Annotated in this window: 26 protein-coding genes; 2 read left to right on the forward strand and 24 right to left on the reverse strand. The window is 44.8% G+C overall.

The annotated features are described in order from the left end of the window. The gene (gene ilvA / locus OCV30_RS15570; RefSeq protein WP_017087280.1) at positions 1-1,545 is read left to right on the forward strand and encodes a threonine ammonia-lyase, biosynthetic; all 1,545 of its coding nucleotides are present in this window, start codon (positions 1-3) and stop codon (positions 1,543-1,545) included. A gap of 100 nt (positions 1,546-1,645) precedes the next feature. Here the strand turns inward: ilvA and punR are convergent, their stop codons facing one another. Beyond that, entirely contained in the window at positions 1,646-2,560 is a 915-nt protein-coding gene (gene punR, locus OCV30_RS15575) for a DNA-binding transcriptional activator PunR (RefSeq protein ID WP_009848116.1), read from the reverse strand. 163 nt (positions 2,561-2,723) lie between these two features. On the opposite strand from punR, the gene punC reads away from it, so the two are divergent. Continuing rightward, complete coding sequence (gene punC, locus OCV30_RS15580) at positions 2,724-3,935, forward strand: purine nucleoside transporter PunC (protein WP_065678321.1); 1,212 nt, start codon at positions 2,724-2,726, stop codon at positions 3,933-3,935. A 123-nt stretch (positions 3,936-4,058) separates the two neighbouring features. On the opposite strand, the gene glmU is transcribed toward punC, so the two are convergent. From glmU to OCV30_RS15695, 23 genes are all read right to left on the reverse strand, one after another. Beyond that, a complete protein-coding gene (glmU, locus tag OCV30_RS15585; protein WP_065678320.1) occupies positions 4,059-5,420 on the reverse strand; it encodes a bifunctional UDP-N-acetylglucosamine diphosphorylase/glucosamine-1-phosphate N-acetyltransferase GlmU in 1,362 nt (453 codons plus the stop codon). A gap of 182 nt (positions 5,421-5,602) precedes the next feature. Next, positions 5,603-6,025: a F0F1 ATP synthase subunit epsilon gene (locus OCV30_RS15590; RefSeq protein ID WP_004735742.1), complete on the reverse strand. Its 423-nt coding sequence runs from the start codon at positions 6,023-6,025 to the stop codon at positions 5,603-5,605. 18 nt (positions 6,026-6,043) lie between these two features. Further along, on the reverse strand, positions 6,044-7,447 hold the full coding sequence (atpD, locus tag OCV30_RS15595) for a F0F1 ATP synthase subunit beta (protein ID WP_009848119.1): 1,404 nt from the start codon (positions 7,445-7,447) through the stop codon (positions 6,044-6,046). Between the two features lie 34 nt (positions 7,448-7,481). Next, complete coding sequence (atpG, locus tag OCV30_RS15600; protein WP_009848120.1) at positions 7,482-8,348, reverse strand: F0F1 ATP synthase subunit gamma; 867 nt, start codon at positions 8,346-8,348, stop codon at positions 7,482-7,484. A 48-nt stretch (positions 8,349-8,396) separates the two neighbouring features. Next, entirely contained in the window at positions 8,397-9,938 is a 1,542-nt protein-coding gene (gene atpA, locus OCV30_RS15605; RefSeq protein ID WP_004735737.1) for a F0F1 ATP synthase subunit alpha, read from the reverse strand. Between the two features lie 13 nt (positions 9,939-9,951). Next, on the reverse strand, positions 9,952-10,485 hold the full coding sequence (gene atpH / locus OCV30_RS15610; protein ID WP_009848122.1) for a F0F1 ATP synthase subunit delta: 534 nt from the start codon (positions 10,483-10,485) through the stop codon (positions 9,952-9,954). A gap of 15 nt (positions 10,486-10,500) precedes the next feature. After that, positions 10,501-10,971: a F0F1 ATP synthase subunit B gene (gene atpF / locus OCV30_RS15615; RefSeq protein WP_010433231.1), complete on the reverse strand. Its 471-nt coding sequence runs from the start codon at positions 10,969-10,971 to the stop codon at positions 10,501-10,503. Between the two features lie 59 nt (positions 10,972-11,030). Beyond that, positions 11,031-11,288, reverse strand: coding sequence for a F0F1 ATP synthase subunit C (gene atpE / locus OCV30_RS15620; protein ID WP_004411110.1), 258 nt, complete (start codon positions 11,286-11,288; stop codon positions 11,031-11,033). A gap of 49 nt (positions 11,289-11,337) precedes the next feature. Further along, positions 11,338-12,135: a F0F1 ATP synthase subunit A gene (gene atpB, locus OCV30_RS15625; protein ID WP_009848124.1), complete on the reverse strand. Its 798-nt coding sequence runs from the start codon at positions 12,133-12,135 to the stop codon at positions 11,338-11,340. Between the two features lie 8 nt (positions 12,136-12,143). After that, complete coding sequence (locus tag OCV30_RS15630; RefSeq protein WP_008221392.1) at positions 12,144-12,533, reverse strand: F0F1 ATP synthase subunit I; 390 nt, start codon at positions 12,531-12,533, stop codon at positions 12,144-12,146. A 192-nt stretch (positions 12,534-12,725) separates the two neighbouring features. Further along, positions 12,726-13,607, reverse strand: coding sequence for a ParB/RepB/Spo0J family partition protein (locus OCV30_RS15635; RefSeq protein WP_012605105.1), 882 nt, complete (start codon positions 13,605-13,607; stop codon positions 12,726-12,728). Positions 13,608-13,630: 23 nt separating this feature from the next. After that, positions 13,631-14,404: a ParA family protein gene (locus OCV30_RS15640; RefSeq protein ID WP_009848126.1), complete on the reverse strand. Its 774-nt coding sequence runs from the start codon at positions 14,402-14,404 to the stop codon at positions 13,631-13,633. A 14-nt stretch (positions 14,405-14,418) separates the two neighbouring features. Continuing rightward, the gene (gene rsmG, locus OCV30_RS15645) at positions 14,419-15,051 is read right to left on the reverse strand and encodes a 16S rRNA (guanine(527)-N(7))-methyltransferase RsmG (RefSeq protein ID WP_065678319.1); all 633 of its coding nucleotides are present in this window, start codon (positions 15,049-15,051) and stop codon (positions 14,419-14,421) included. After that, entirely contained in the window at positions 15,051-16,946 is a 1,896-nt protein-coding gene (mnmG, locus tag OCV30_RS15650) for a tRNA uridine-5-carboxymethylaminomethyl(34) synthesis enzyme MnmG (RefSeq protein WP_012605106.1), read from the reverse strand. Before mnmG ends, rsmG begins: the two co-directional genes overlap by 1 nt. Before the next feature lie 480 nt (positions 16,947-17,426). Continuing rightward, positions 17,427-17,861 (reverse strand): FMN-binding protein MioC, encoded by a 435-nt coding sequence (gene mioC, locus OCV30_RS15655; RefSeq protein ID WP_065678318.1) that lies wholly within the window; start codon positions 17,859-17,861, stop codon positions 17,427-17,429. A gap of 50 nt (positions 17,862-17,911) precedes the next feature. After that, positions 17,912-19,273 carry a tRNA uridine-5-carboxymethylaminomethyl(34) synthesis GTPase MnmE gene (gene mnmE / locus OCV30_RS15660; RefSeq protein WP_029222947.1) on the reverse strand — a complete coding sequence of 454 codons (1,362 nt, stop codon included), beginning with the start codon at positions 19,271-19,273 and terminating at the stop codon, positions 17,912-17,914. A gap of 129 nt (positions 19,274-19,402) precedes the next feature. After that, on the reverse strand, positions 19,403-21,022 hold the full coding sequence (gene yidC, locus OCV30_RS15665; protein WP_009848131.1) for a membrane protein insertase YidC: 1,620 nt from the start codon (positions 21,020-21,022) through the stop codon (positions 19,403-19,405). A gap of 2 nt (positions 21,023-21,024) precedes the next feature. Further along, positions 21,025-21,282 (reverse strand): membrane protein insertion efficiency factor YidD, encoded by a 258-nt coding sequence (gene yidD, locus OCV30_RS15670; RefSeq protein WP_004735802.1) that lies wholly within the window; start codon positions 21,280-21,282, stop codon positions 21,025-21,027. Further along, positions 21,249-21,572 (reverse strand): ribonuclease P protein component, encoded by a 324-nt coding sequence (gene rnpA, locus OCV30_RS15675; protein WP_029223763.1) that lies wholly within the window; start codon positions 21,570-21,572, stop codon positions 21,249-21,251. The genes yidD and rnpA overlap by 34 nt, the downstream gene beginning before the upstream one ends. Before the next feature lie 45 nt (positions 21,573-21,617). Continuing rightward, positions 21,618-21,752 carry a 50S ribosomal protein L34 gene (gene rpmH, locus OCV30_RS15680; protein ID WP_004735800.1) on the reverse strand — a complete coding sequence of 45 codons (135 nt, stop codon included), beginning with the start codon at positions 21,750-21,752 and terminating at the stop codon, positions 21,618-21,620. A gap of 206 nt (positions 21,753-21,958) precedes the next feature. Beyond that, positions 21,959-22,696 (reverse strand): amino acid ABC transporter ATP-binding protein, encoded by a 738-nt coding sequence (locus OCV30_RS15685; protein ID WP_009848133.1) that lies wholly within the window; start codon positions 22,694-22,696, stop codon positions 21,959-21,961. Beyond that, positions 22,693-23,364: an amino acid ABC transporter permease gene (locus tag OCV30_RS15690; RefSeq protein ID WP_065678317.1), complete on the reverse strand. Its 672-nt coding sequence runs from the start codon at positions 23,362-23,364 to the stop codon at positions 22,693-22,695. Before OCV30_RS15690 ends, OCV30_RS15685 begins: the two co-directional genes overlap by 4 nt. Before the next feature lie 134 nt (positions 23,365-23,498). After that, on the reverse strand, positions 23,499-24,248 hold the full coding sequence (locus OCV30_RS15695) for an amino acid ABC transporter substrate-binding protein (protein WP_029223762.1): 750 nt from the start codon (positions 24,246-24,248) through the stop codon (positions 23,499-23,501). Between the last annotated feature and the right edge of the window lie 309 nt (positions 24,249-24,557).

The raw sequence follows: 24,557 nt of genomic DNA on the forward strand, positions 1-24,557 counted from the left end.
ATGAGTGACGACACCTCCAGTCCCAAAAAACAAAGTGGCGCAGATTATCTGCGCCAGATCCTGAGAGCGCCGGTTTACGAAGCGGCGATTGTGACACCTCTGCAAGATATGCCACGTTTAAGCGCTCGTATCGGTAATCAGGTTCAGCTAAAGCGAGAAGACCGCCAGCCGGTACACTCGTTTAAGCTGCGCGGTGCCTACAACATGGTTTCAAGCCTTTCTGAACAACAGAAAGCCGCAGGTGTGATTGCGGCATCGGCGGGTAATCATGCTCAAGGTATGGCGCTATCTGGCTCTAAGCTAGGTATTCAAACCACAATCGTGATGCCAAAAACGACGCCAGATATCAAGGTCGATGCAGTACGCGGATTTGGTGGCAAAGTGGTTCTGCACGGCAGTAATTTCGATGAAGCAAAAGCGGAAGCGGAACGCCTATCGGCTGAACATGGCTTCACCTTTGTACCTCCTTTCGATCACCCACTGGTGATTGCAGGGCAAGGTACTATGGGCATGGAGATGCTGCAGCAAAACGGTCACATGGATTATATCTTTGTGCCGGTTGGTGGTGGTGGCTTAGCCGCTGGTGTTGCTGTGCTTATCAAACAACTGATGCCAGAGATTAAAGTGATTGCGGTAGAGCCTGAAGACTCAGCTTGCTTGAAAGCAGCACTGGATGCGGGTGAACCAGTGGTACTGGATCAGGTCAGCATGTTTGCTGATGGTGTTGCGGTTAAACGCATTGGTGAAGAAACCTTCCGTCTTTGCCAACAGTACATTGATGGTCATATTACAGTCTCTAGCGATGAAATCTGCTCTGCGGTAAAGGACATCTTTGAAGACACCCGTGCAATTGCTGAGCCTTCAGGAGCGCTTGCTCTGGCAGGCCTTAAGAAGTTTGCAGAACAAAACCAACTGCAAAATAAGCAACTAGCAACGGTATTGTCTGGTGCGAACACCAACTTCCACGGTCTGCGTTATGTCTCTGAGCGTTGTGAATTGGGTGAGAAGCGAGAAGGTCTACTTGCGGTGACTATTCCAGAACGACAAGGTGCGTTCCTAGAGTTCTGTAACATTATTGGTGGTCGAGCGGTGACTGAGTTTAACTACCGCCACAACGACGAAAGCCTGGCGAATATCTTCGTTGGTGTACGTCTACAAGGTGGGCAAGAAGAACTCGAACACATCATCAATGACTTACGTGAGGGTGACTACGCGGTTGTCGACTTGTCTGATGACGAGATGGCAAAACTTCATATTCGTTACATGATTGGCGGCAAACCATCGAAACCATTGAAAGAGCGTCTGTACAGCTTTGAGTTCCCTGAATACCCAGGAGCATTGATTAAATTCCTTGATACCTTAGGGACTCACTGGAATATCAGCTTGTTCAACTATCGTAACCATGGTGCTGATTACGGTCGTGTGCTGTGTGGTTTTGAGCTTGGTGATGACGATTTGGCTCAGTTCTCTACGCATTTAGAAGAACTCGGCTACCAATGCAAAGATGAAACCGATAACCCTTCCTACAAGTTCTTCTTGTCTTAAGAGTTCGGCCTAAACATGAAAAAGAGCGAGTTATGATAACTCGCTCTTTTTATTGGGCTGATTCAAACCTAACCCGAATGATCTTCAACGGATCACATCATTAGATCGCTTTACGATGATCCAACCAATCTTGGTGAAGCTGTTCACTCGATCCTAAATACTTAACCATCCACTCGATCAACTTATGGTTGTCGTCTTTACGCCACACTAAGCAGCAATGACTCTGCGGGCTTGGCTCGGGTAATATTTTCTCTACCAGCAAACCTTGCTCAATAATAGGTGCGGCGATATGCCTTGGCATGTAACCCACCCCAACACCATTTTTAAGACACTCTATCGCACTGTACCAGTTAGGTAACAATAGTCGTCTTTGATTCGAAAAGTGCCCTGTGTGTCGCTTAGGCAGTACACTAGAGGTATCATCCAAACATATTGCTGGGTATTGACTGACAAAGGCTTCATTTAGGTTTTGCTCTCGCACACACGGGTGACTTGGTGACATGACAAATGCCCAATCTAACCGCCCCATATCTTTAACTTCAAAGTCACCACCAACCGGAATCGCCGAGGTTGCACCAATCACGACATCCGCCCTGCCCTGTGCAATGGCTTCCCAAGAGCCGTTAAACACTTCCATGTTAATCTGCAGCTCAGCGAACTCAAAGGTTTGATAAAACTCTTCAATCATAGGCTTCATCTTGTCGAGCTTAACCACGTTATCAAGCGTTAAGCGCAAGGTTTTCTTCCAACCACGCGCAGCTCGGCGAGTCTGGGCACTGAGTTCTTCCATCTGTCTCAGCAGTTGACGAGCCTCTTCAATAAACAACTCACCTGCAGGTGTCAGCTCTACTTTTCTTGGTAACCGTCTGAAAAGTAGAACATCAAGCTCTTGCTCTACCTGCCTAACCCCATAGCTGATCGCTGAGGGCACTTTGTGCAATTGTTCTGCCGCCGCAGTAAAACTGCCTAAGCGAGCAACAGTATCGAGCATTTCTAAAGAGGATTTAGAGAACATAAGCCTTCAAATTTTTTGATTGATAACCACATATTTTAGCGTTTTATTTTATCAGGTCTGAAAAATAGAATGTCAGCACAAATAAACAGGGGCTTTCACTTCTGTATATCAAACAATTTTTTTGATGATAAAAACATCACTACCTTTAGCTTAATGGCATCTTATGAATATTTCTAAATTTCAATTGGTCTACCTTGCAGTACTTTCAATGCTTGGCTTTATTGCGACCGATATGTACCTTCCTGCATTTAAGGCAATGGAAGTTGATTTCGCAACCGGTCCAGAGCAGATTGCTCTGTCTCTAACGGTATTCCTTGGTGGTATGGCAATAGGTCAGCTTCTTTGGGGTCTGGCGAGTGACAAGTATGGTCACCGCAATACGTTGGCGGTTGGTCTTGTTATCTTTACTGCAGCGTCATTCGGCTTGGCATTCAGCACCGAGGTATGGCACCTACTAACACTACGCTTCATTCAAGCGATCGGTGTATGTGCGCCTGCGGTAATTTGGCAAGCAATGGTAATCAAGCGTTACTCTCAGAGCAGTAGCCAGCAAATTTTTGCGACTATCATGCCTCTAGTGGCGCTATCTCCAGCATTAGCACCTCAATTGGGTGTGTTGCTAGCAGACAGCTTTGGTTGGCACAGTATCTTTATCACATTGACGCTAATGGGCGCATTGTTGATCGCAACGACAATGGCTCAACCAAAAGAAGCGCCTGAAGTAAAGCAGACATCGATTAAGACAGACATCAAGATGTTGATAAAATCAAAACCTTACATGGGTAATGTTTTAATGTTTGCTTCGGCATCTGCAGCGTTCTTCGCTTACCTAACGGGTATGCCAGAGATAATGGCTCAGCTAGGTTATGAAGCAAAAGACATCGGTTTGAGCTTTATCCCACAGACAATCGCGTTCATGGCGGGTGGTTATTTCGGTAAGCAAGCGGTGAAGAAATATGGCGATGGCGTTGTACTAAGAAATCTTATCGGTTTGTTCAGCGTTGCAGCGATGCTTATCTTCATTGCATCACAGTGGGAACTGACGTCAATCTGGCCTCTGCTTGCGCCTTTCTGTTTGATTGCAGTAGCAAACGGCGCACTTTACCCAATCGTAGTAAACCGTGCCCTATCAAGCGCAAAACAGAGTCCAGCAACGGCTGCAGGCCTACAGAACAGCCTTCAAATCAGCATTAGTAGCTTATCAAGCGCACTCGTTGCTGCAATGGCGAGCCAAGCACTGAGCGCAACAGGTATTGCAGTGGTGATTTGCTTAGGTACTTTGTGGGTTGGCTATATTGTTTCAAACAAAGAGCTTTCTGAACACTTCGCGACACCAGACAACTCTCGAGTGGTCGCTGACGAAAAACAAGACTAGTTTCTAGGTTAAAGAAAACAAAAAAGAGCGATATTAATCGCTCTTTTTTTATATCTAGATATCTAAGAAAAACCAATAGCAGTGCTATTAGCTCTATCGCAGTCATCTGATTTATAGTTGAGGCTACTTTTTCTTAGTCGGACGCTGCCAGTTGGCAATTTTACGTTCTTTCGCACGACTAATAACAAGCTCTTTCTCAGCAACATCACGAGTCACCGTTGAGCCTGCACCGACAGTTGCGCCGTTGCCAATAGTAACAGGTGCGATTAATTGGCTGTCTGAGCCAACAAATACGTCATCGCCAATGATGGTCTTAAACTTGTTCGCGCCATCGTAGTTACAAGTGATAGCACCCGCACCCACATTTACACGTTGACCGATCTCAGCATCACCTAGGTAAGTAAGGTGATTCGCTTTAGAACCCTCACCAAGACGAGTGTTCTTCACTTCAACAAAGTTACCTACATGCGAATTGTTACGCATGTCAGCTCCTGGACGTAAGCGAGTGAAAGGACCAACCGTACAGTCTTCACCAATTGTCGCACCTTCGATTACGCTGTATGGGCGAACGATAGTGTTGTCATCAATCTCACAGTCTTTCAATACACAACCAGTGCCGATAACCACGTTATCACCAATGCTTACGCTACCTTCAATGATAACGTTAGTATCAATCTCAACATCCATACCGCACTGCAATTCACCGCGTAGATCAAAGCGGCTTGGGTCGCGTAACATTACGCCTTGCTTCAATAGCTTGTCTGCTTGTTCAGCTTGGTAAGCGCGCTCTAGACGAGCCAGTTGTGAGCGGTCGTTCACGCCTTCAACTTCAATTGGACTTACTGGATGTACAGCCTCAACCGCACGCCCTTCATCGTGAGCCGCTGCAATAACGTCAGTCAGGTAGTATTCACCTTGTGCGTTATCGTTGCTTAAGCCAGACAACCAACGCTTCAGATCGCCACCAGTAGCCACCATAACGCCAGTATTAATCTCTTTGATAAGCTTCTGCTCATCGGTTGCATCTTTTTGCTCAACGATAGCGACAACCGGGCCATTGCGACGAATGATACGACCGTAGCCCATCGGGTTGTCTAACACGACCGTTAGTAGTGCGATACCACCGTTTGGTTGAGCGTCTAATAGGTTTTCAATGGTTTCTGGCGAGATAAGCGGAACATCACCGTATAGCACTAGTACTTTTTCATCATCAGCGAAATGTGCAGATGCCTGATCCACAGCGTGGCCAGTACCTAGCTGCTCAGCTTGCAGTGCCCAATTTACAGACTCTTCAGCTAGAGTAGCCTTCATCTGATCACCACCGTGGCCGTATACCAGGTTAATATTTTGAGCACCTAAACCATTACATGTATCGATAACATGCTTCACCATTGGCTTACCCGCAAGCGTGTGCAGAACCTTTGGTGTGTTTGAATACATGCGAGTGCCTTTGCCCGCCGCGAGAATCACTGCGCTAAACTTCATTGTAAACCTATCCAACAGTATTTTTATTAAGCCGATATTGTAACCGTTTTTGGCCAAAAAATTAAATCACAATAACCATTTAACCAGTAGTGATGCTTAAAATATGCATTTTTCAGAACCTAAAAATGCAAAAAGGCGACCCTTAGGTCGCCTTTATCTCAGAGTCTATAATCTTAAAAAGATTAACGACGCTGCTTTGTCAGTTCGATAACTCGTAACTGAGCAATGGCTTTAGCCAGTTCACCGGCCGCTTGTGCGAAGTCTATGTCGCCATGCTGATTTTGGATATTCTCCACAGCCTTGCGTTTAGCTTCTTCCGCCTTTGCTGCGTCTAGCTCTTCACCACGGATAGCTGTATCAGCCAGTACAGTCGCTGTACCAGGCTGAACTTCTACCATACCACCAGAAACATAAATAATTTCTTCGTGGCCGTGCTGCTTAACAATACGCACCATACCAGGCTTGATAGCGGTCAGCAGTGGAGTGTGACCATGGAAAATACCAAGCTCACCCTCACTACCGGTCACCTGAAACGTCTCAACAAGACCAGAGAAAATTTGTTTCTCGGCACTTACAACGTCTAGGTGAAAGGTTATTGCTGCCATATCGCCTCCTAGTTAGCCTTATAGCTTCTTAGCATTCTCGATAGCTTCGTCAATTGCACCACAGTACATGAACGCTTGCTCTGGAATGTCATCGTATTCACCAGATAGAAGACCTTGGAAGCCACGTAGAGTCTCTTTAAGAGGTACGTAAACGCCTGGGTCACCTGTAAATACTTCCGCTACGTGGTAAGGCTGAGTTAGGAACTTCTCAATCTTACGAGCACGAGATACAACTTGCTTATCTTCTTCAGATAGCTCGTCCATACCTAGGATAGCAATGATATCTTTCAGCTCTTTATAACGCTGAAGAGTAGACTGAACGCCACGAGCGATGTCGTAGTGTTCTTGTCCAACTACCAATGGATCCAGTTGACGTGAAGTAGAATCTAGCGGGTCGATCGCTGGGTATAGACCCATAGATGCGATGTTACGGTTAAGTACAACCGTTGCATCCAAGTGAGCGAACGTTGTTGCTGGAGACGGGTCAGTCAAGTCATCCGCAGGTACGTATACCGCTTGTACAGACGTGATAGAACCAGCTTTAGTTGACGTGATACGCTCTTGTAGAACACCCATTTCTTCAGCTAGTGTAGGTTGGTAACCTACCGCAGAAGGCATACGACCTAGAAGTGCTGATACTTCAGTACCTGCTAGTGTGTAACGGTAGATGTTATCAACGAACAGTAGAACGTCACGACCTTCGTCACGGAAGCGCTCTGCCATTGTTAGACCAGTCAGTGCAACACGTAGACGGTTACCTGGTGGCTCGTTCATCTGGCCGTAAACCATCGCTACTTTTGATTCTTCAGGTTTTTCGATGTTTACAACACCAGCTTCCTGCATCTCAAAGTAGAAATCGTTACCTTCACGAGTACGCTCACCTACACCTGCAAATACAGATAGGCCTGAGTGTTGAAGTGCGATGTTGTTGATAAGTTCCATCATGTTAACGGTCTTACCTACACCAGCACCACCGAATAGACCGATTTTACCACCCTTAGCGAATGGACAAATCAAGTCGATTACTTTAACACCAGTTTCTAGAAGAGCTGTCTCGTTAGACTGCTCTTCGTAGCTTGGAGCTTCACGGTGAATGGCGTAATGCTCTTCAGCACCAATCTCGCCACACTCATCAATCGCGTCACCTAGGACATTCATGATACGACCCAATGTCTTAGTACCTACTGGTACTGAGATTGGAGCGCCAGTATTTTCAACTGTCAAACCACGACGTAAACCATCAGAGCTACCCATTACGATTGCGCGAACTACGCCACCGCCAAGTTGTTGCTGAACTTCAAGAACTAGACGCTCTTTCACTTCATTAACATTCAGAGCATCGTATACACGAGGTACTTCGCCCTGTGGGAACTCTACGTCGACTACCGCACCGATGATCTGTACGATCTTACCTGTAGCCATCGTTAATCCTCTAACTATTTAGTTTTACCTAAGCTTAAACCGCAGCTGCGCCTGAAACGATCTCAGAAAGTTCTTGTGTAATCGCCGATTGACGGGCTTTGTTATACACAAGTTCTAAGTCATCAATAATGTCACCAGCATTATCTGTTGCTGATTTCATTGCAATCATTCGAGCCGCTTGCTCACAAGCAAGGTTCTCGACCACACCTTGGTACACTTGAGATTCGACATAGCGAACCAATAGTGCATCTAGTAGTGGTTTTGGCTCGGGCTCATAAATGTAGTCCCAAGAATGACTGCGTTTCATTTCTTCGCTGTCTGATTTAGGCAAAGGAAGTAATTGATCGATCGTTGGTTCTTGAACCATAGTGTTTTCAAACTTGTTGAACACTACGAACAGGCGATCTAGTTCGCCTTCATCATATTTCTTCAGCATAACGCTCACAGAGCCAATCAAGTCTTCAAGGCTTGGACGATCGCCCAGACCAGAAACTTGAGCTGCTACTTTCGCGCCGCTGTTGTTGAAAAATGCTGTTGCTTTAGAGCCTACAATTGCAAGCTCAACATCAGCACCTTTCTCAGACCAATCTTTCATGTCGTTCATGGCTTTCTTGAACAAGTTAATGTTCAAACCACCACAAAGACCACGGTCTGTAGAAACGATGATGTAACCAACACGTTTGGCTTCACGTTCCTCAAGATAAGGATGCTTATACTCGAGGCTACCATTAGCCAAATGACCGATCACTTTACGCATTGTTTCTGCATATGGACGAGTAGCTTCCATTGCGTCTTGAGAACGACGCATTTTTGAAGCTGCTACCATTTCCATTGCTTTCGTAATCTTCTGTGTGCTTTTAACACTACCGATTTTATTACGTATCTCTTTTGCGCCGGCCATCGTTACTCTCCGTTAATGGTATGAGGTGGCCCTAAGACCACCTACCAATTACCAGGTCTGGGTTGCCTTGAAATCGTCAACAAGCTTCTTCAGCTCAGCTTCGATTTCTTTGTTGAAAGCACCCGTTGCGTCGATCTGTGTTGCTAGATCAGCGTATTGACCACGAGCAAACGACAGTAAAGCAGCTTCAAAGTCTAGAACTTTAGAAAGTTCAACGTCTTGAAGGTATCCACGCTCTGCAGCGAAGATTACTAGAGCTTGGTCAAATACAGACATAGGAGCGTATTGCTTCTGCTTCATCAGTTCTGTAACTTTTTGACCGTGGTCTAGCTGCTTCTTAGTCGCTTCATCAAGATCCGAAGAGAACTGAGCAAATGCTGCAAGTTCACGGTATTGAGCTAGAGCAGTACGGATACCGCCAGATAGCTTCTTGATGATTTTAGTCTGCGCCGAACCACCTACACGAGAAACTGAGATACCTGGGTCAACAGCTGGACGTACGCCCGCGTTGAATAGCTCAGTTTGTAGGAAGATCTGACCATCAGTAATCGAGATTACGTTCGTTGGTACGAATGCAGATACGTCACCAGCTTGCGTTTCGATGATAGGAAGAGCTGTTAAAGAACCAGTCTTGCCTGTCACTTCGCCGTTAGTGAATTTTTCTACGTATGCTTCGCTTACACGAGCTGCACGCTCAAGTAGACGAGAGTGAAGGTAGAAAACATCACCTGGGAACGCTTCACGACCTGGTGGACGCTTAAGTAGTAGCGAGATTTGACGGTAAGCGACAGCTTGCTTAGATAGATCATCATAAACAATCAGTGCATCTTCACCGCGATCACGGAAGTATTCGCCCATCGCACAACCAGCATACGGTGCAAGGTATTGCAGCGCTGCAGATTCGGAAGCAGATGCAACAACAACAACAGTGTTTGCTAGTGCGCCGTGCTCTTCTAGTTTGCGAACTACGTTAGCAATAGTCGACGCTTTTTGGCCGATAGCTACGTAGATAGAGAAAATACCAGAATCTTTTTGGTTAATAATCGCATCGATCGCCATCGCTGTTTTACCAGTCTGACGGTCACCGATTACTAGCTCACGTTGACCACGACCGATAGGGATCATTGAGTCAACAGACTTGTAACCAGTTTGAACAGGTTGATCTACCGATTTACGGTCGATTACACCTGGTGCGATAATTTCTACAGGCGAAGTCAATTTAGCTTCGATTGGACCTTTACCATCAATTGGCTCACCTAGCGTGTTTACAACACGACCAAGCATTTCAGGACCTACTGGTACTTCTAGAATACGACCAGTACCTGTAACTTTCATGCCTTCCTGTAGGTCAGCATACGGGCCCATTACAACAGCACCAACCGAATCACGGTTCAAGTTTAGTGCTAGCGCGTAACGGCCACCCGGTAGTTCGATCATTTCACCTTGCATCACGTCCGCTAGGCCGTGGATGCTAAGGATGCCATCGCTTACAGAAACGATAGTACCTTCATTGCGAGCTTCACTAACAACGTCGAAAGATTCAATACGTTGTTTAATTAGATCGCTAATTTCAGTGGAATTAAGTTGCATGCTCCAATCCCCATTAAGACTGCAATGCATCGCTCAGGCGGTCTAAACGACTGCGCGCTGAGTTATCGATGACTAGGTCTCCGGCTCGAATAATAACTCCACTAAGTAGAGTCTCATCTATACTGCAATTCAGCTGAACTTTGCGCGCTAAGCGCTGTTCCAATTTGCTGCTGATCTCTGCACGTTGTTCTTCAGAAAGTTCTACCGCTGAAGTTACTTCAACGTCGATCTCTTTCTCATACTCTTTTTTGAGTATAAAGAACTCTTTACAAACATCAGGAAAAGCCATTAAGCGGCCATTCTCTGCCATCACTTTAATTAAGTTCTGACCGAATTCATCAAATTGTTCGCCACAAATTACAATGAATACTTCAGCTAATTTTTCAGCAGTCATAGAACCGCTTAATAAATTGTGAACATCATCATTTTGTGCCACTTCGGCAGCAAAAGTAAGCATTTGACCCCATTGGTCTAGCTCACCTTTATCTACCGCAAAGTCAAACGCTGCTTTAGCATAGGGGCGTGCGATTGTAGTCAAATCAGACATATACAGCCCCTTGCTTTAAAGTTTTGCAGTAATGTTGTTAAGAAGATCATCGTGTACATCTTTATCGATTGTACGTTCAAGGATTTTCTCAGCACCAGCTATAGCCAGAGTTGCGACTTGTTTGCGCAGGTCATCACGGGCACGTGTACGCTCTGCTTCAATTTCTGCTTCAGCTTGCGCTAAGATCTTCTGGCGTTCTGCCTGAGCCTCTTCGCGTGCTTCATCAATAATTTGAGCTTTACGTTTGTTTGCCTGATCAATAACCTCAGTTGCAGTGCGCTTTGCTTCTTTCATTTGCTCAGAAGCGTTGGCTTGTGCCAGGTTCAAGTCTTTAGCAGCGCGTTCAGCGGCTACCAGACCGTCAGCAATTTTTTTCTGACGTTCTTCAATTGCTTGCATGATTGGTGGCCATACATATTTCATGCAGAACCAAACAAACAGTGAAAAAGCAATTGCTTGACCTAGCAGAGTTGCGTTCATATTCACAACAGCTACCCCTCGTTAAGAATCAACTACAAAAATTTAATTAACTATTTAGAAGTTAATTAGCCTGCTAGTTGACCAACAAATGGGTTAGCAAACGTGAATAGTAGTGCGATTACGATACCGATCATTGGAACAGCATCCAATAGACCAGCGATGATGAACATCTTAACTTGTAGCATTGGAGCCATTTCAGGTTGACGCGCAGCGCCTTCTAGGAATTTACCACCAAGAATAGCAAAACCAATTGCAGTACCTACGGCACAAAGACCAACAATGATAGCAACAGCGATTGCTGAAAAACTTAGTACAGTTTCCATTTACGTTCTCCGATTAACATTAATAGTTAGAATAAAGCTTAAAAATTTTTTAGTGATCACTATCTTCATGAGCCATTGATAAGTAAACGATTGTCAACATCATGAAAACAAACGCTTGAATCAAAATAACCAAGATATGGAAGATAGCCCAAGGTAGTGCACCTACCCATTGTAAGTACCACGGTAGCATTGCCGCGATAAGAATAAACACCACCTCACCCGCAAACATATTACCAAATAAACGCATACCTAGAGATAGTGGCTTCGCTAATAACGAAATTACCTCAAGTACCAAGTTAAATGGAATCATGATTGGGTGATTAAATGGATGCAGTGCCAATTCTTTAGCAAATCCGCCTAGACCTTTCACTTTGATGCTGTAGTAGATCATCAGAGCAAAAACACCTAAAGCCATTGCCATTGTTATATTAACATCAGCTGTAGGAACCACTTTCAAGTAAGGGATACCTAGCCAATGCTCTGCAGGATATGGTAAGAAATCGATAGGCACTAAGTCCATCAAGTTCATAATGATAATCCAGCAGAATATAGTCAGTGCTAGTGGGGCAATCAGAGGGTTGCGGCCATGGAAAGTTTCTTTAACGTTGTCACCAACGAATTCCACTACCATTTCAACAAAACACTGAAGCTTACCAGGTACACCTACTGTTGCTTTCTTAGCGACTGAGCGAAAAACCCAAAGGAATAACATCCCTGTCAACACCGAAAAAAACAGACTGTCTATATGTACGTTCCAGAAACTTGTCTCCTCTACAAGACCAAACTTAGCTAAAGAAAGGTTTTGTAAATGGTGTTCAATGTATCCGGATGCTGTTGGCGCAGCCATAACTCATCCTATTTTTTATTGTTAATGAAAAGCACTGGCGCAAAGATATTAATACCTAGAACCAGTAAATAGGTCAGTTTGAGGGGAATTAATTCCACCTGCATATACATGTAGACGATAGAGAATAGTAGAACTGTGATTAAGATTTTTAGCGCTTCACCTGCATAGAACGACGCCGCAACTAACTTAGTTGCGCGAGCTCCACAAAATAGAAAAGCACACACACAAAAAACTACATTCGCGATGACAAAAATACCGCCACCGATTAATGCAGCAAAACCCCAATCAGGATTAACAGCTAAACCTAACCCTATCGCCACTAATATAACCGCGCTAAGCTCGATCAATAACATTTGCTTTGCAAGCACTCGTCCTGGTCTTGCTAACGCCGCTACCATGTATTCGTTCCTCTTTTAAGCCTACTTTGATACTCGCTTAAAAGCGTGCTGATAAATTGGCGAAAATTATACGTTCAGCCAAATTGATTGCAATAAGAATGCAGCAATCATTTACATTTTTGTATACAAACCGACAACTTTTGTACGAAATCACTTGTTCATTACATAATTGACCTAAATCAATTATCTCACTTAGTACTCTAATTTAGCAATAAGTTGATCTAATTTGTGAGGCTCATCAAGAGTAATTGTCACTTTTGACTTCCCACTAACAGAACGAGTAACTGAAACGTTTGCTTGCAATTTTTCCGTGAGTCTTCGTGAAAGTTCGATAGCTTCAGTGTCTTCTTGCTTCGATTCTGATTCAACGTCTGGCTTTAAGCACTTTTTAACAAGCTGCTCAGTTTGACGCACGGTCATTTTTTTGGTTGCCGCAGTGTTTGCTGCCTCAACCTGGGTATCGCCTTCGAGCGCAAGCAATGCTCTAGCATGCCCCATTTCCAGGTGTTTGTTGGAAACTAAACCTTTTACTTCATTTTCGAGCTGATTTAGACGTAATAAGTTACTAACCGTTGCTCTCGATTTACCGATCACTTCAGCAACTTGTTGATGTGTCAGCTCAAATTCGTTCTGCAAGCGCTCTAACGCTTGTGCTTCTTCGATAGCATTCAAGTCTTCACGCTGAATGTTCTCGATCAATGCCATCGCAATCGCGGCCTTGTCTTCGACTCTCTTAATTAGACATGGCACTTGCTTAAGGCCAGCTTGACGAGCAGCTCTCCAACGACGTTCGCCAGCAATAATCTCAAACTGGTCGTGTGCTAAGGGGCGTACAACGATTGGCTGAATAATACCTTGAGATTGGATTGATGCTGCCAGCTCTTCTAGCGCTTCCGGCGCAATATCCTTACGCGGTTGATATACACCTGGCTTTAAGCAACCAACAGCCAATTCGATAAGCTCACCATCAGCCGACAACGCCTGACTATAAGAAGCAACTTGCTGCTTTTCACGAGCTAATGAGCTAGTTGCAAGCAATGCATCTAGCCCCTTTCCTAAACCACGCTTAGACATTGAGCGAATTCCTTTGGTTGGACCTATACTGGGACTTCTTCACGACGTAACATTTCGCCAGCAAGAGCAAGATATGCCTTAGCTCCTGCAGAATATTTGTCGTAGTACATTGCTGGCTTGCCATGACTCGGCGCTTCTGCCAGACGCACATTTCTAGGGATCACAGTTCGATAGACTTTGCTACCGAAGTGCTTTTTGAGTTGATCAGACACTTCGTTCGATAAGCGGTTACGAGGATCGTACATAGTACGCAGAAGACCTTCAATCTTCAGATTCTCATTTACCACTGCAGCGAGCTTGCTAATGGTATCCATCAACGCAGTCAAACCTTCCAGAGCAAAGTATTCACATTGCATAGGAACCAATACGGAATCGGCCGCAGCCATCGCATTAATTGTAAGAAGATTTAATGACGGTGGGCAATCGATAAAGATGAAATCATAGTTATTACGAATGGATGCCAACGCGTTCTTTAGGCGAACTTCACGAGCAAACACTTCCATCAATTTGATTTCTGCCGCTGTAACATCACCATTTGCGGCGATAAGGTCATAATTGCCAGATGTACTTCGGCAAACTACCTCATCAAATGGGGTGTCTTCAACCAGCAAATCGTAAGCAGTTGCTTCAACCTGATACTTGTCAACACCGCTCGCCATCGTGGCATTACCTTGAGGATCGAGGTCAACAACCAATATCTTGCGCTTTGTTGCCGCCATTGATGCTGCCAAGTTAATGCAAGTTGTTGTTTTTCCTACGCCACCCTTCTGGTTGGCAATTGCTACGATTTTACCCACTATGGCCTCGCTGATTATCCCTGACGCGATAAAGTAACTAGATGACGCTCTCCATCAAGCTCTGGCACTTGCAAAGCTTTAATGTCTGCCACTGAACACCATTCAGGTAACAGGTCGATTTCGTCTCTAGGATGTTGTCCCTTAAGAGCCAAAAATACACCGGATTGCTCTTTAGGTAAATGATGACACCACTCTACCATGTCTGTCATTGATGCAAATGCGCGACTGAGCACGGCATCAAACTTTTCTTCTGGTTGAAATTCTTCAACGCGGCTTTGAATCGGCACCACGTTGTCGATCCCCAGCTCATGAATCACTTGCTTGATAAAGCGAATACGCTTACCCAAGCTGTCTAGCAAGTAAAACTCGCAGTCAGGATTCATGATTGAGAGCGGAATCCCAGGAAGGCCAGGGCCTGTGCCAACGTCAATAAAGCGCTTGCCTTGTAAGTGAGTGCTAACAATGATGCTATCTAAGATATGTTTCACCATCATTTCTTGCGGATCACGAACTGACGTAAGATTGTATGCTTTGTTCCACTTGTTTAGTAACTCAACATAGCCAACCAATTGGCTGCGTTGCTTTTCAGATACTTCAAGTTCAGTCTGGCCAATCAGGTGATCCAGTTTTTCGCGTAATGCGCTCATTATGCTTCCTCACCTTTTTTCAACAGGCCGTGTTTTTTCAAGTAAACCAACAGAATTGAAATTGCAGCAGGTGTGATACCTGAGATTCGCGATGCAATACCAATTGAGTCTGGTTTAGCGGTAGTTAGTTTTAGAACCACTTCGTTAGAAAGCCCTTTTACCTTACTGTAATCGATGTCAGCCGGCAGTTTGGTGTTTTCATGACGCAGTGATTTTTCAATTTCATCTTGTTGACGTTGGATATAGCCATCGTACTTCACTTGGATCTCAACTTGCTCAGACGCTTGTTGATCTTCCAGTGCAGGACCAAAACGATCCAACGACGTTAGCTGTGAATAAGTCATTTCAGGACGACGAAGAAGATCTTCACCACTCGCTTCACGAGACATTGGTGTTTTCAGGATCTGGTTCAATTGATCAATATCTTCAGATTTTGGATTAATCCATGTTTCTTTAAGACGTTGACGCTCTTTCTCCATGTTTTCCATCTTCTCGTTGAATCGCGTCCAACGAGCATCGTCGACCAAGCCAAGTTCACGTGACTTTTCAGTCAAACGGATATCAGCGTTGTCTTCACGAAGCAACAAGCGGTACTCCGCGCGAGATGTAAACATGCGGTACGGTTCTTTAGTACCCATCGTCGATAAGTCATCGATAAGTACACCCATGTAAGCTTGATCGCGGCGTGGGCTCCAGCCCTCTTTGCCTTGCGTAAACAAACTCGCATTCAAACCGGCCATTAAGCCTTGTGCTGCAGCTTCTTCGTAGCCAGTGGTGCCATTGATTTGCCCCGCAAAGAACAACCCCTTAATAAACTTGGTCTCGTAAGTCAGTTTAAGATCGCGAGGGTCAAAGAAATCGTACTCAATCGCGTAACCAGGACGAACGATGTGTGCGTTCTCAAAACCTTTCATTGAGTGAACGATTTTTACCTGAACATCAAACGGCAAACTGGTTGAAATACCATTCGGGTATAACTCGTGCGTCGTTAGGCCTTCAGGCTCAATGAAAATTTGGTGACTGTTTTTATCAGCAAAGCGCATCACTTTGTCTTCAATCGACGGACAGTAACGAGGGCCAATACCTTCAATCACACCAGCGTACATCGGGCTGCGATCGAGGTTGGCACGAATAACGTCATGCGTATTTTCGTTAGTGTGCGTGATGTAACATGGAATCTGACGCGGCTGCTGAGCTCGGTTACCCATGAATGAGAAAACCGGAGTCGGATTATCGCCGTGTTGAACCTCAAGCTCAGAAAAATCAACGCTGCGTGCATCGATGCGAGGAGGTGTACCCGTTTTCAGGCGATCAACACGAAATGGAAGATCACGAAGACGGTCAGCGAGCGCGATCGATGGTGGATCACCCGCACGTCCACCCGATGAACTTTCCATACCAATATGAATCTTACCGCCTAGGAATGTGCCTACCGTTAAGACCACAGCATTAGCGCGGAATTTGAGGCCCATTTGCGTAACCACACCCACCACTTGATCTTGTTCAACGATCAAGTCATCAACCGACTGTTGGAACAGAGTTAGGTTTGGTGTGTTTTCAAGAACATTACGGACAAAGGCTTTGTAAAGTGCGCGGTCAGCTTGTGCACGAGTTGCACGTACCGCAGGGCCTTTTGATGCGTTTAATGTTCTGAACTGAATACCTGCATGATCAATAGCTTGCGCCATTAATCCACCCATAGCATCGACCTCTTTTACCAAGTGGCCCTTACCGATCCCGCCAATAGCTGGGTTACAAGACATTTGTCCCAACGTATCGATATTATGAGTTAGTAATAACGTACTTTGACCAGTACGTGCAGATGCGAGTGCGGCTTCCGTTCCTGCATGGCCACCACCAACAACGATGACGTCAAATTTTTCGTGATAAAGCATGAACCGACCTCAGGTACTCAAACGTTTCTAGATTGATAAAAAGGAGCGATATTCTACCTGTTTTCATAGCTTGAGAAAACGTTTTTGGAATTTTTCGAAAAAGCTGTTTTTAATTAATATAGATAAGATCTTTAGAGAGATCTTTTATTAGATCTATTATTAGGATCGAGGGTATCTGTGGATAAGTAGAAAATGATCAACAAGATCATGGATCTTTTTTGGATCAAAGGGTGTGATCTAACTTTGATCATAATGAGGATTAGCTGGGATCAAAATGGCTACTTATGCACAAGGGGAAATTACCTAGAAAGTTGTTATTTGGATAACTATAGGTTGATCACCGTATATGTATGATCTTATCCACAGAGGAAATTGAAAAAAAGGACATGTATTTCGATTTATTTTCAAAAAAGTTATTCACAATCTCGATTTTCAGAGACAAAAAAAGCGGCATAAGCCGCTTTTTAGAAGATTGAGGTGTTAAAACTGGTCACTATGATCGTTAAACCATTCCTCTGCAGCATCTTCTGGGACCGGAGTTTCAAGAACATCGATGGTAAAACAGCCAGAAATAGCTTGAGCACCGAGCTCGTTTAGTTGGCTGTGGACTAATTTACCTGCCAAACAGAAGGTATCGTAGCTCGAATCTCCAAGCGCCACTACAGCAAAGCGAACCTGGCTTAAATCTGGAGATTGCTGGGTCAATGCGTCGATAAACGGCTTAATATTATCTGGAAATTCACCGGCACCATGAGTTGAAGTGACCAACAACCAAAAGCCTTGTTGGGGGATATCATCGTATTCAGGTTGATTATGAAGGGTTATTTCATGACCTTGCTCTTCAAGAAGATCATTAAGGTGATCGCCAACGTACTCTGCACCACCTAAGGTGCTACCTGTAATAATGTGGATCATTAAGCTGTCCTTACTAAAGAAGAAGGCCAGCATGAGCCGGCCTTTTAAGGTTATTTACCAATACAGAATGAAGAGAAGATGCGACCTAAAAGATCGTCTGAACTGAACTCACCCGTGATCTCATTGAGGTGCTGCTGAGTAATTCGAAGCTCTTCCGCTAAAATCTCACCCGCCATGTAGCCTTCAAGCTGCTGTTGGCCGATATCTAGGTGTTCTGATGCTCGTTCTAGGGCATCTAAGTGACGACGACGTGCCATAAAGCCACCTTCATGACCACCAGCAAAGCCCATACAATCCTTTAGATGACTACGCAGAGCGTCGACACCTTGGCCTGTTTTGGCTGATAAGCGAATCAGGGTTGGATCGTTAACATGACAAATGCCTAACTCTTCACTGGTTTGATCCGCTTTATTACGAATTACCGTCATTCCGATGTTGTCTGGTAGACGATCAACGAAATCTGGCCAGATATCTTTCGGGTCTGTTGCGTCTGTTGTTGTGCCATCAACCATAAATAAAACTCGGTCTGCCTGAGCTATTTCTTCCCAAGCACGTTCAATACCTATCTTTTCTACTTCATCAGAGGCCTCACGTAGGCCTGCGGTATCAATAATATGCAGTGGCATGCCATCAATATGGATATGTTCACGCAGTACATCACGCGTAGTGCCGGCAATATCAGTCACAATGGCAGATTCTTTGCCTGACAATGCATTTAATAGGCTCGATTTACCCGCATTTGGGCGACCTGCAATCACGACTTTCATACCTTCACGCATGATGGCACCTTGATTGGCTTCTTGGCGCACAGCTTCGAGATTGTCGATGATAGCCTGTAAGTCAGCACTTACTTTACCGTCAGCAAGGAAATCAATTTCTTCTTCAGGGAAGTCGATAGCCGCTTCAACGTAGATTCTTAGGTAAATCAGGGAATCTACCAGTGTATTAATACGCTTTGAGAATTCACCTTGCAGGGATTGTAGTGCAGATTTCGCCGCTTCTTCTGAGCTTGCGTCAATCAGGTCAGCAATCGCTTCGGCTTGAGTTAAATCCATCTTGTCGTTTAAGAAGGCACGCTCTGAAAACTCACCTGGACGCGCAGCACGCACGCCTGAAATGGCTAGGATTCGTTTGATTAGCATATCCATCACCACCGGACCGCCGTGGCCTTGCAGCTCTAACACGTCTTCGCCAGTAAACGAATGTGGGTTAGGGAAGAAAAGCGCGATACCTTGGTCGAGTTCGATGCCATCGTGAGATTTAAACGGCAGGTACTCAGCGTAGCGAGGCTTAAGTGTTTTTCCTGTTACTTCTAGGGCAACTTGAGTCGCCAATGGGCCGGAAACGCGGATAATACCGACGCCACCACGGCCTGGCGCGGTCGCTTGAGCAACAATCGTATCTGTAGTCATAGGTGTGCCTGCTAGCATGTGAAAGCCAAAGAGGGCATTCACGATTAATCAATTAGCTGAATTGTAATCAGCTAAAAACAAAAAGGCGACCTTTTGGTCGCCTTTCTTTATCTCTTTCTATTATCGAACTTACTTAGAATGTAAGCCTTTCTTTTCCAGTGCGCGGTAGATAAGCGTTTGCTGAATTAGAGTTACGATGTTCGATACTAGCCAGTAAAGAACCAGACCTGAAGGGAAGAACAGGAAGAAGAATGTGAACATAACCGGCATAAAGGTCATGATCTTCTGCTGCATTGGATCCGTTACAGTTGTCGGGCTCATCTTCTGGATTAGGAACATTGAAGCACCCATCAGAAGTGGCAAGATGTAGTATGGGTCTTGTGCTGAAAGGTCAGTAATCCAACCGAAGAACGGTGAGTGACGCAGTTCAACAGACTCCATTAGTGCCCAGTATAGCGAAATGAAGATAGGCATTTGAAGAAGGATAGGTAAACAGCCACCTAGTGGGTTTACTTTCTCTTTCTTGTAAAGCTCCATCATTTCTTGACTCATGCGTTGACGGTCGTCGCCAATACGCTCACGCATTGCAGTCAGCTTAGGCTGAAGCATACGCATTTTCGCCATAGACGTGTACTGAGCTTTCGTTAGTGGGTACATAGCACCACGAACGATGAAAGTTAGACAGATGATTGCCAGACCCCAGTTCACAACGATGCCTTGAATAAATGAAAGCAGAGTATGAAGTGGTTTAGCAATGAACCATAACCAACCGTAGTCAACTACTAGGTCTAGGTTTGGTGCAACAGCAGCCATTTGGTCTTGAAGTTTAGGACCAACCCAAAGCGTTGCTTTGAAGCTTGCTTCGTCGCCAGTAGCGATGGTTTTGTTCGGCATGCGAACACCGATGTCGCCAAGGTTACCAATGACACGAGTGTAAAGGTTGCTGCCTGCTTCGTCGCGTGGAATCCAAGCACTTGCAAAGTAGTGTTGAATCATCGCTGCCCAACCTTGACCATTGGCTAGGTTAAGAGAAAGGTTGCGATCTTGCATGTCGTCGAAGCTGTATTTTTTGTAACGCGTATCTTCCGTAGAGTAAGCACCACCACGGTAAGTTGGCATTGTTAGGCTACCACCGTCATCCATAACGTTTTGACGTAGGTGAGCGTACATGCCGAATGTTGCGTTATTGCCAGAGTTGTTGACTACATCGTATTCAACGTCAATCGCGTAGCTGCCGCGCTTAAGGACGAATGTTTTTGTGTAATCCAGGCCGTTCGCTTGGTAAGTCATTGGGATGCGTAGTTCATCTTGACCTTCAGCCAACGTGAAGCTGTCTGCTGAAACCGTGTAGCTAGGGCGGTTAGTGCTGCTTAAATCGATACCTTGAGGACCCACTAGACCGCTTTGAGCGATAAATTGGTGACCAGGCTCGTTTTTAAGAAGAACAAAAGTATCTTCAGAATCGAACTCAGCAGAGTAATCGTTTAGGTTTGCTGTAACGACATCACCACCAACCGTATCAATTGACAGAGTCAGAACATCAGTTGTTACTGTGATAGTTTTAGCAGAAGCAACTTGACCAGGAGCCGGGTCTAGATCATCTGCATAAGATGGCGCTGGTAGGGTGCTGCCAGATTGTGCCTGCTCAACCGCTTGTGGAGCTGGGTTCTGAGCTACGTTCCATTGTTGGAACAGTAGGAAAGAAACCAAAGCCAATGCGATTAACAGGATATTACGTTGAGAATCCATCGTTATTTATCTCTGTCTTGTTTTTGGACTGGTGGAACGGGGTCAAAGCCCCCTTCGTTCAAAGGATGGCATTTTAATAGACGTTTGCCTGATAACCAACACCCTTTTACAAAACCGTGAGCTTTCAACGCTTCTATCGCATATAAAGAGCAGGTTGGAGTAAATCGGCAGCGTGGGCCGATGAGTGGACTAATAAACCATCTATAAAAATAGATGGGTATTAGCGCTATCCACGCGAAGGGCGAGACAGGCGAAGCCATAATTTGTCGAGTAGCTTGAACATTTCTTCATTGCTTAAATCTTGCGCGCTCTTCTTAGCGATTACAACATAATCTTTGTTAGGAAGTTTGTGTTGAGTGTTACGAAAGCTTTCACGAGTAAGACGCTTGAATCGATTACGACCCACGGCGGTTTTAATCTGCTTTTTCGGAACGGCTAATCCAAGGCGAGGATTTGAAAGAGAGTTATTTCGGGCAATGATGGTGAAATGAGGGGAGCCTGCTCGATGAGCTTGCTTGAAGACATTCTGATAATGTTCGGGAGTTAACAAGCGTAACTCCCGACCGAAGGCTAGCTTATTCAAAATAATCAAAGATTACTTAGAAAGACGCTTACGGCCTTTTGCACGACGTGCATTGATTGTTGCGCGACCGTTCTTAGTAGCCATGCGAGCACGGAAACCGTGTGTACGCTTACGCTTTAGAACTGTAGGTTGAAAAGTGCGTTTCATTGTAATTACCTTACTGATCAGTAGTTTTAGGTTTTTGTTAAACCCGGCGTGGGCATTTTTTCTCTTCTTTATATAAGAAAGGAAAACCGACGCCTCTCAACAAAGAGGCGGAATTGTAATCACTGTCACAAAAAGTGTCAATGATTGGGTTAACTAAAATTCCGGTCGGGGGATTATACGTAGAATAACTAAAATCACAAGGATCCTTATTCGATCCCGACCTTATTTAAGAATTTCTTTAATTTAGGATCCTGTGGATTACCAAAAATATCCTGTGGAGATCCCTGTTCGACAATGTGGCCATCAGCCATGAAGATCACTCGGTCTGCGACCTCTCTAGCGAACTGCATTTCGTGAGTAACCACCAGCATGGTTTGATGCTGATTTGCTAGTTTTTTCATTAGGTTAAGCACTTCGCCAACCCATTCAGGATCAAGCGCTGAAGTCGGCTCATCAAACAGTAAAAGCTCTGGTTGTAGAGCCATTGCACGGCCAATACCAACCCGTTGCTGCTGGCCACCAGAGAGCGCGGCTGGGTAGCTATCAGCTTTCTCTCCTAAGCCAATGTCGTCGAGTATTTGTTGTGCTTTTTCATGGGCTTGCTTCTTTTTCCAACCACGAACGGTAATCAAACCTTCAGCTATATTCTGTCTCGCGGTTTGGTGAGCAAATAGTGCATAGTTTTGGAATACAAAACCAGTCTTACGACGCAGTGCAAGCACCTCTGCTTTGGTGTGTTTCTGAGCATCAACCTTAATATCATCAATCGAAATAATACCTTGATCGGCTTGCTCTAGAAAATTCACACAACGCAGCAGGGTAGACTTACCCGTACCACTTGAACCTATGATGACAATTATCTCACCTTGTTTGATTTCTAGGTCGATCCCTTTCAAAACTTCGGTGTCACCAAACTGCTTGTGGATATTTTGTAATTTGATCATCGTACATACGCCTTATTCAGTTTCACTTCGGCCCAAATTTGAATACGAGTGAGGATAACCACTACGCCCCAGTAAATCAGCGCGACTGCTAAGAAAGCCTCGAAGAAGCGGAAACTTGAAGAAGCTTCCATCTGAGCTTTAGCCATGATTTCGGCTACACCTAAGGTGAATGCAAGTGAAGTCGACTTGATCATGTCGATGAAATAGTTCATTAAAGAAGGTAGTGCTACGCGGGTTGCTTGCGGCAAGATCACTCGGCGCATCGCTTGATTGGTTGTCATACCGACTGAGAGGCTGGCTTCCATCTGGCTACGATCAATACCGATAATCGCGGCACGAATACTTTCTGCCATATACGCGGCAAAGTGCAGGGTTAAGCCAATTACAGCGGCGCTGAAAGCATCCAACCCAACCATCCACGGGAATACTTGTGGTAAGCCGTAATAAAGGAGGAAAAGCTGTACCAACAGTGGTGTGCCTCGAAAGAAGCTAATGTACAGCTGGCTCAGTTGGTCGAGTACTGGGATTTTGAATACACGAATATTCGCCAGTATCAGAGACAGGATCAGAGCAAAGAACAAGCCCCAAGTCGCCATCTCCATCGTGGTGCCTAAATACTTCAGTAGTATTGGCAACAGCTCTAGCATGTAATTAAAGTCAAATCCCATAATCTATCTCGTATTAGTATTGGAAGTGTTGTTCTATTTGGAAATATTGTTCTATCAGGCTTTTAATCAGTGCACAAAAGCAAAAAGCCCACCGCCGTGTAAAGCAGTGGGCCTCGAATGGAGATAGTGAGTGATTACTTCTGAGTAATGTCCGCACCAAACCATTTCTGAGAGATACTTTCTAGCGTACCATCTGCGCGCATTGCTGCTAATGCTTGGTTTACTTCTGCTTGCAGTTTTTTACCGTTGTCGTTGTCCACGAAAGGCCAAGCGTTTTCAATGGTTTCGAATGGCTGACCAGCTAGCTGTAATGGTAGACCCGTCTTCTTGATAAGCTCTAGTGCTGATAGGCGATCCATTACGAATGCATCGGCACGACCAAGAGCGACATCATGCTCAATACCTGTATCGTAGGTTTTAACATTGATCTTGCCATCTTTATCGTAGCTGCGAAGCAGTTGTTCAAAGTTTGAACCTAGGTTTACCGCAACCGTCTTGCCATCAAGGTCTTCGATACCCTTAATGCTGTCATTACCTTTACGAACGGTAATTTGTGCACCGTCTACTACGTATGGGTCTGCGAATAGGTATTTCGCTTTACGTGCATCCGTCATTGTAATTTGGTTTGAAATGGTATCAATACGACCCGTTTCAAGAAGACCAAACAGACCAGAGAAGTTTGCCGTTACGTATTCAACCTTGTAATCGTTACGCTTACCGATCTCATCCCATAAATCCACTTCAAAACCTTGTAGTTGGTCTTGTTTAACGAACGTAAACGGGAAGTAGCGACCAGACATGCCGACTTTAACTTCAGTCGCGGCTTGAACAGTAGCAGCAGAGAGTGCGATAGCCGCAATTGCAGCCTTAATCCAGTTATTCATTTGGTAACTCCTTATATTTATAGGGTTGGATGTTACTGGGAAAATGCTCAATAGAATAAATAACCAGATGTTATTAACCATAACCAGATCGCATTCTCGATTTGGGGATAACTAGCAAGGATCCGGGCATAAGTGGATCATTGTGTGAGTAAATTTGGGGCAAGATGTGTGGATCCACCGATTATTTACAAATTTATTGTGAATAACTTGGATCTTATTCACTGGATCTGTGATCAATTGCTGGTGATCTGACTTATCAACAGGTAAAATTAACGGTCATTTCATATAACTTAAATAGAGTGGGGCACC

The organism is Vibrio atlanticus (assembly GCF_024347315.1).
Lineage (GTDB): Bacteria > Pseudomonadota > Gammaproteobacteria > Enterobacterales > Vibrionaceae > Vibrio > Vibrio atlanticus.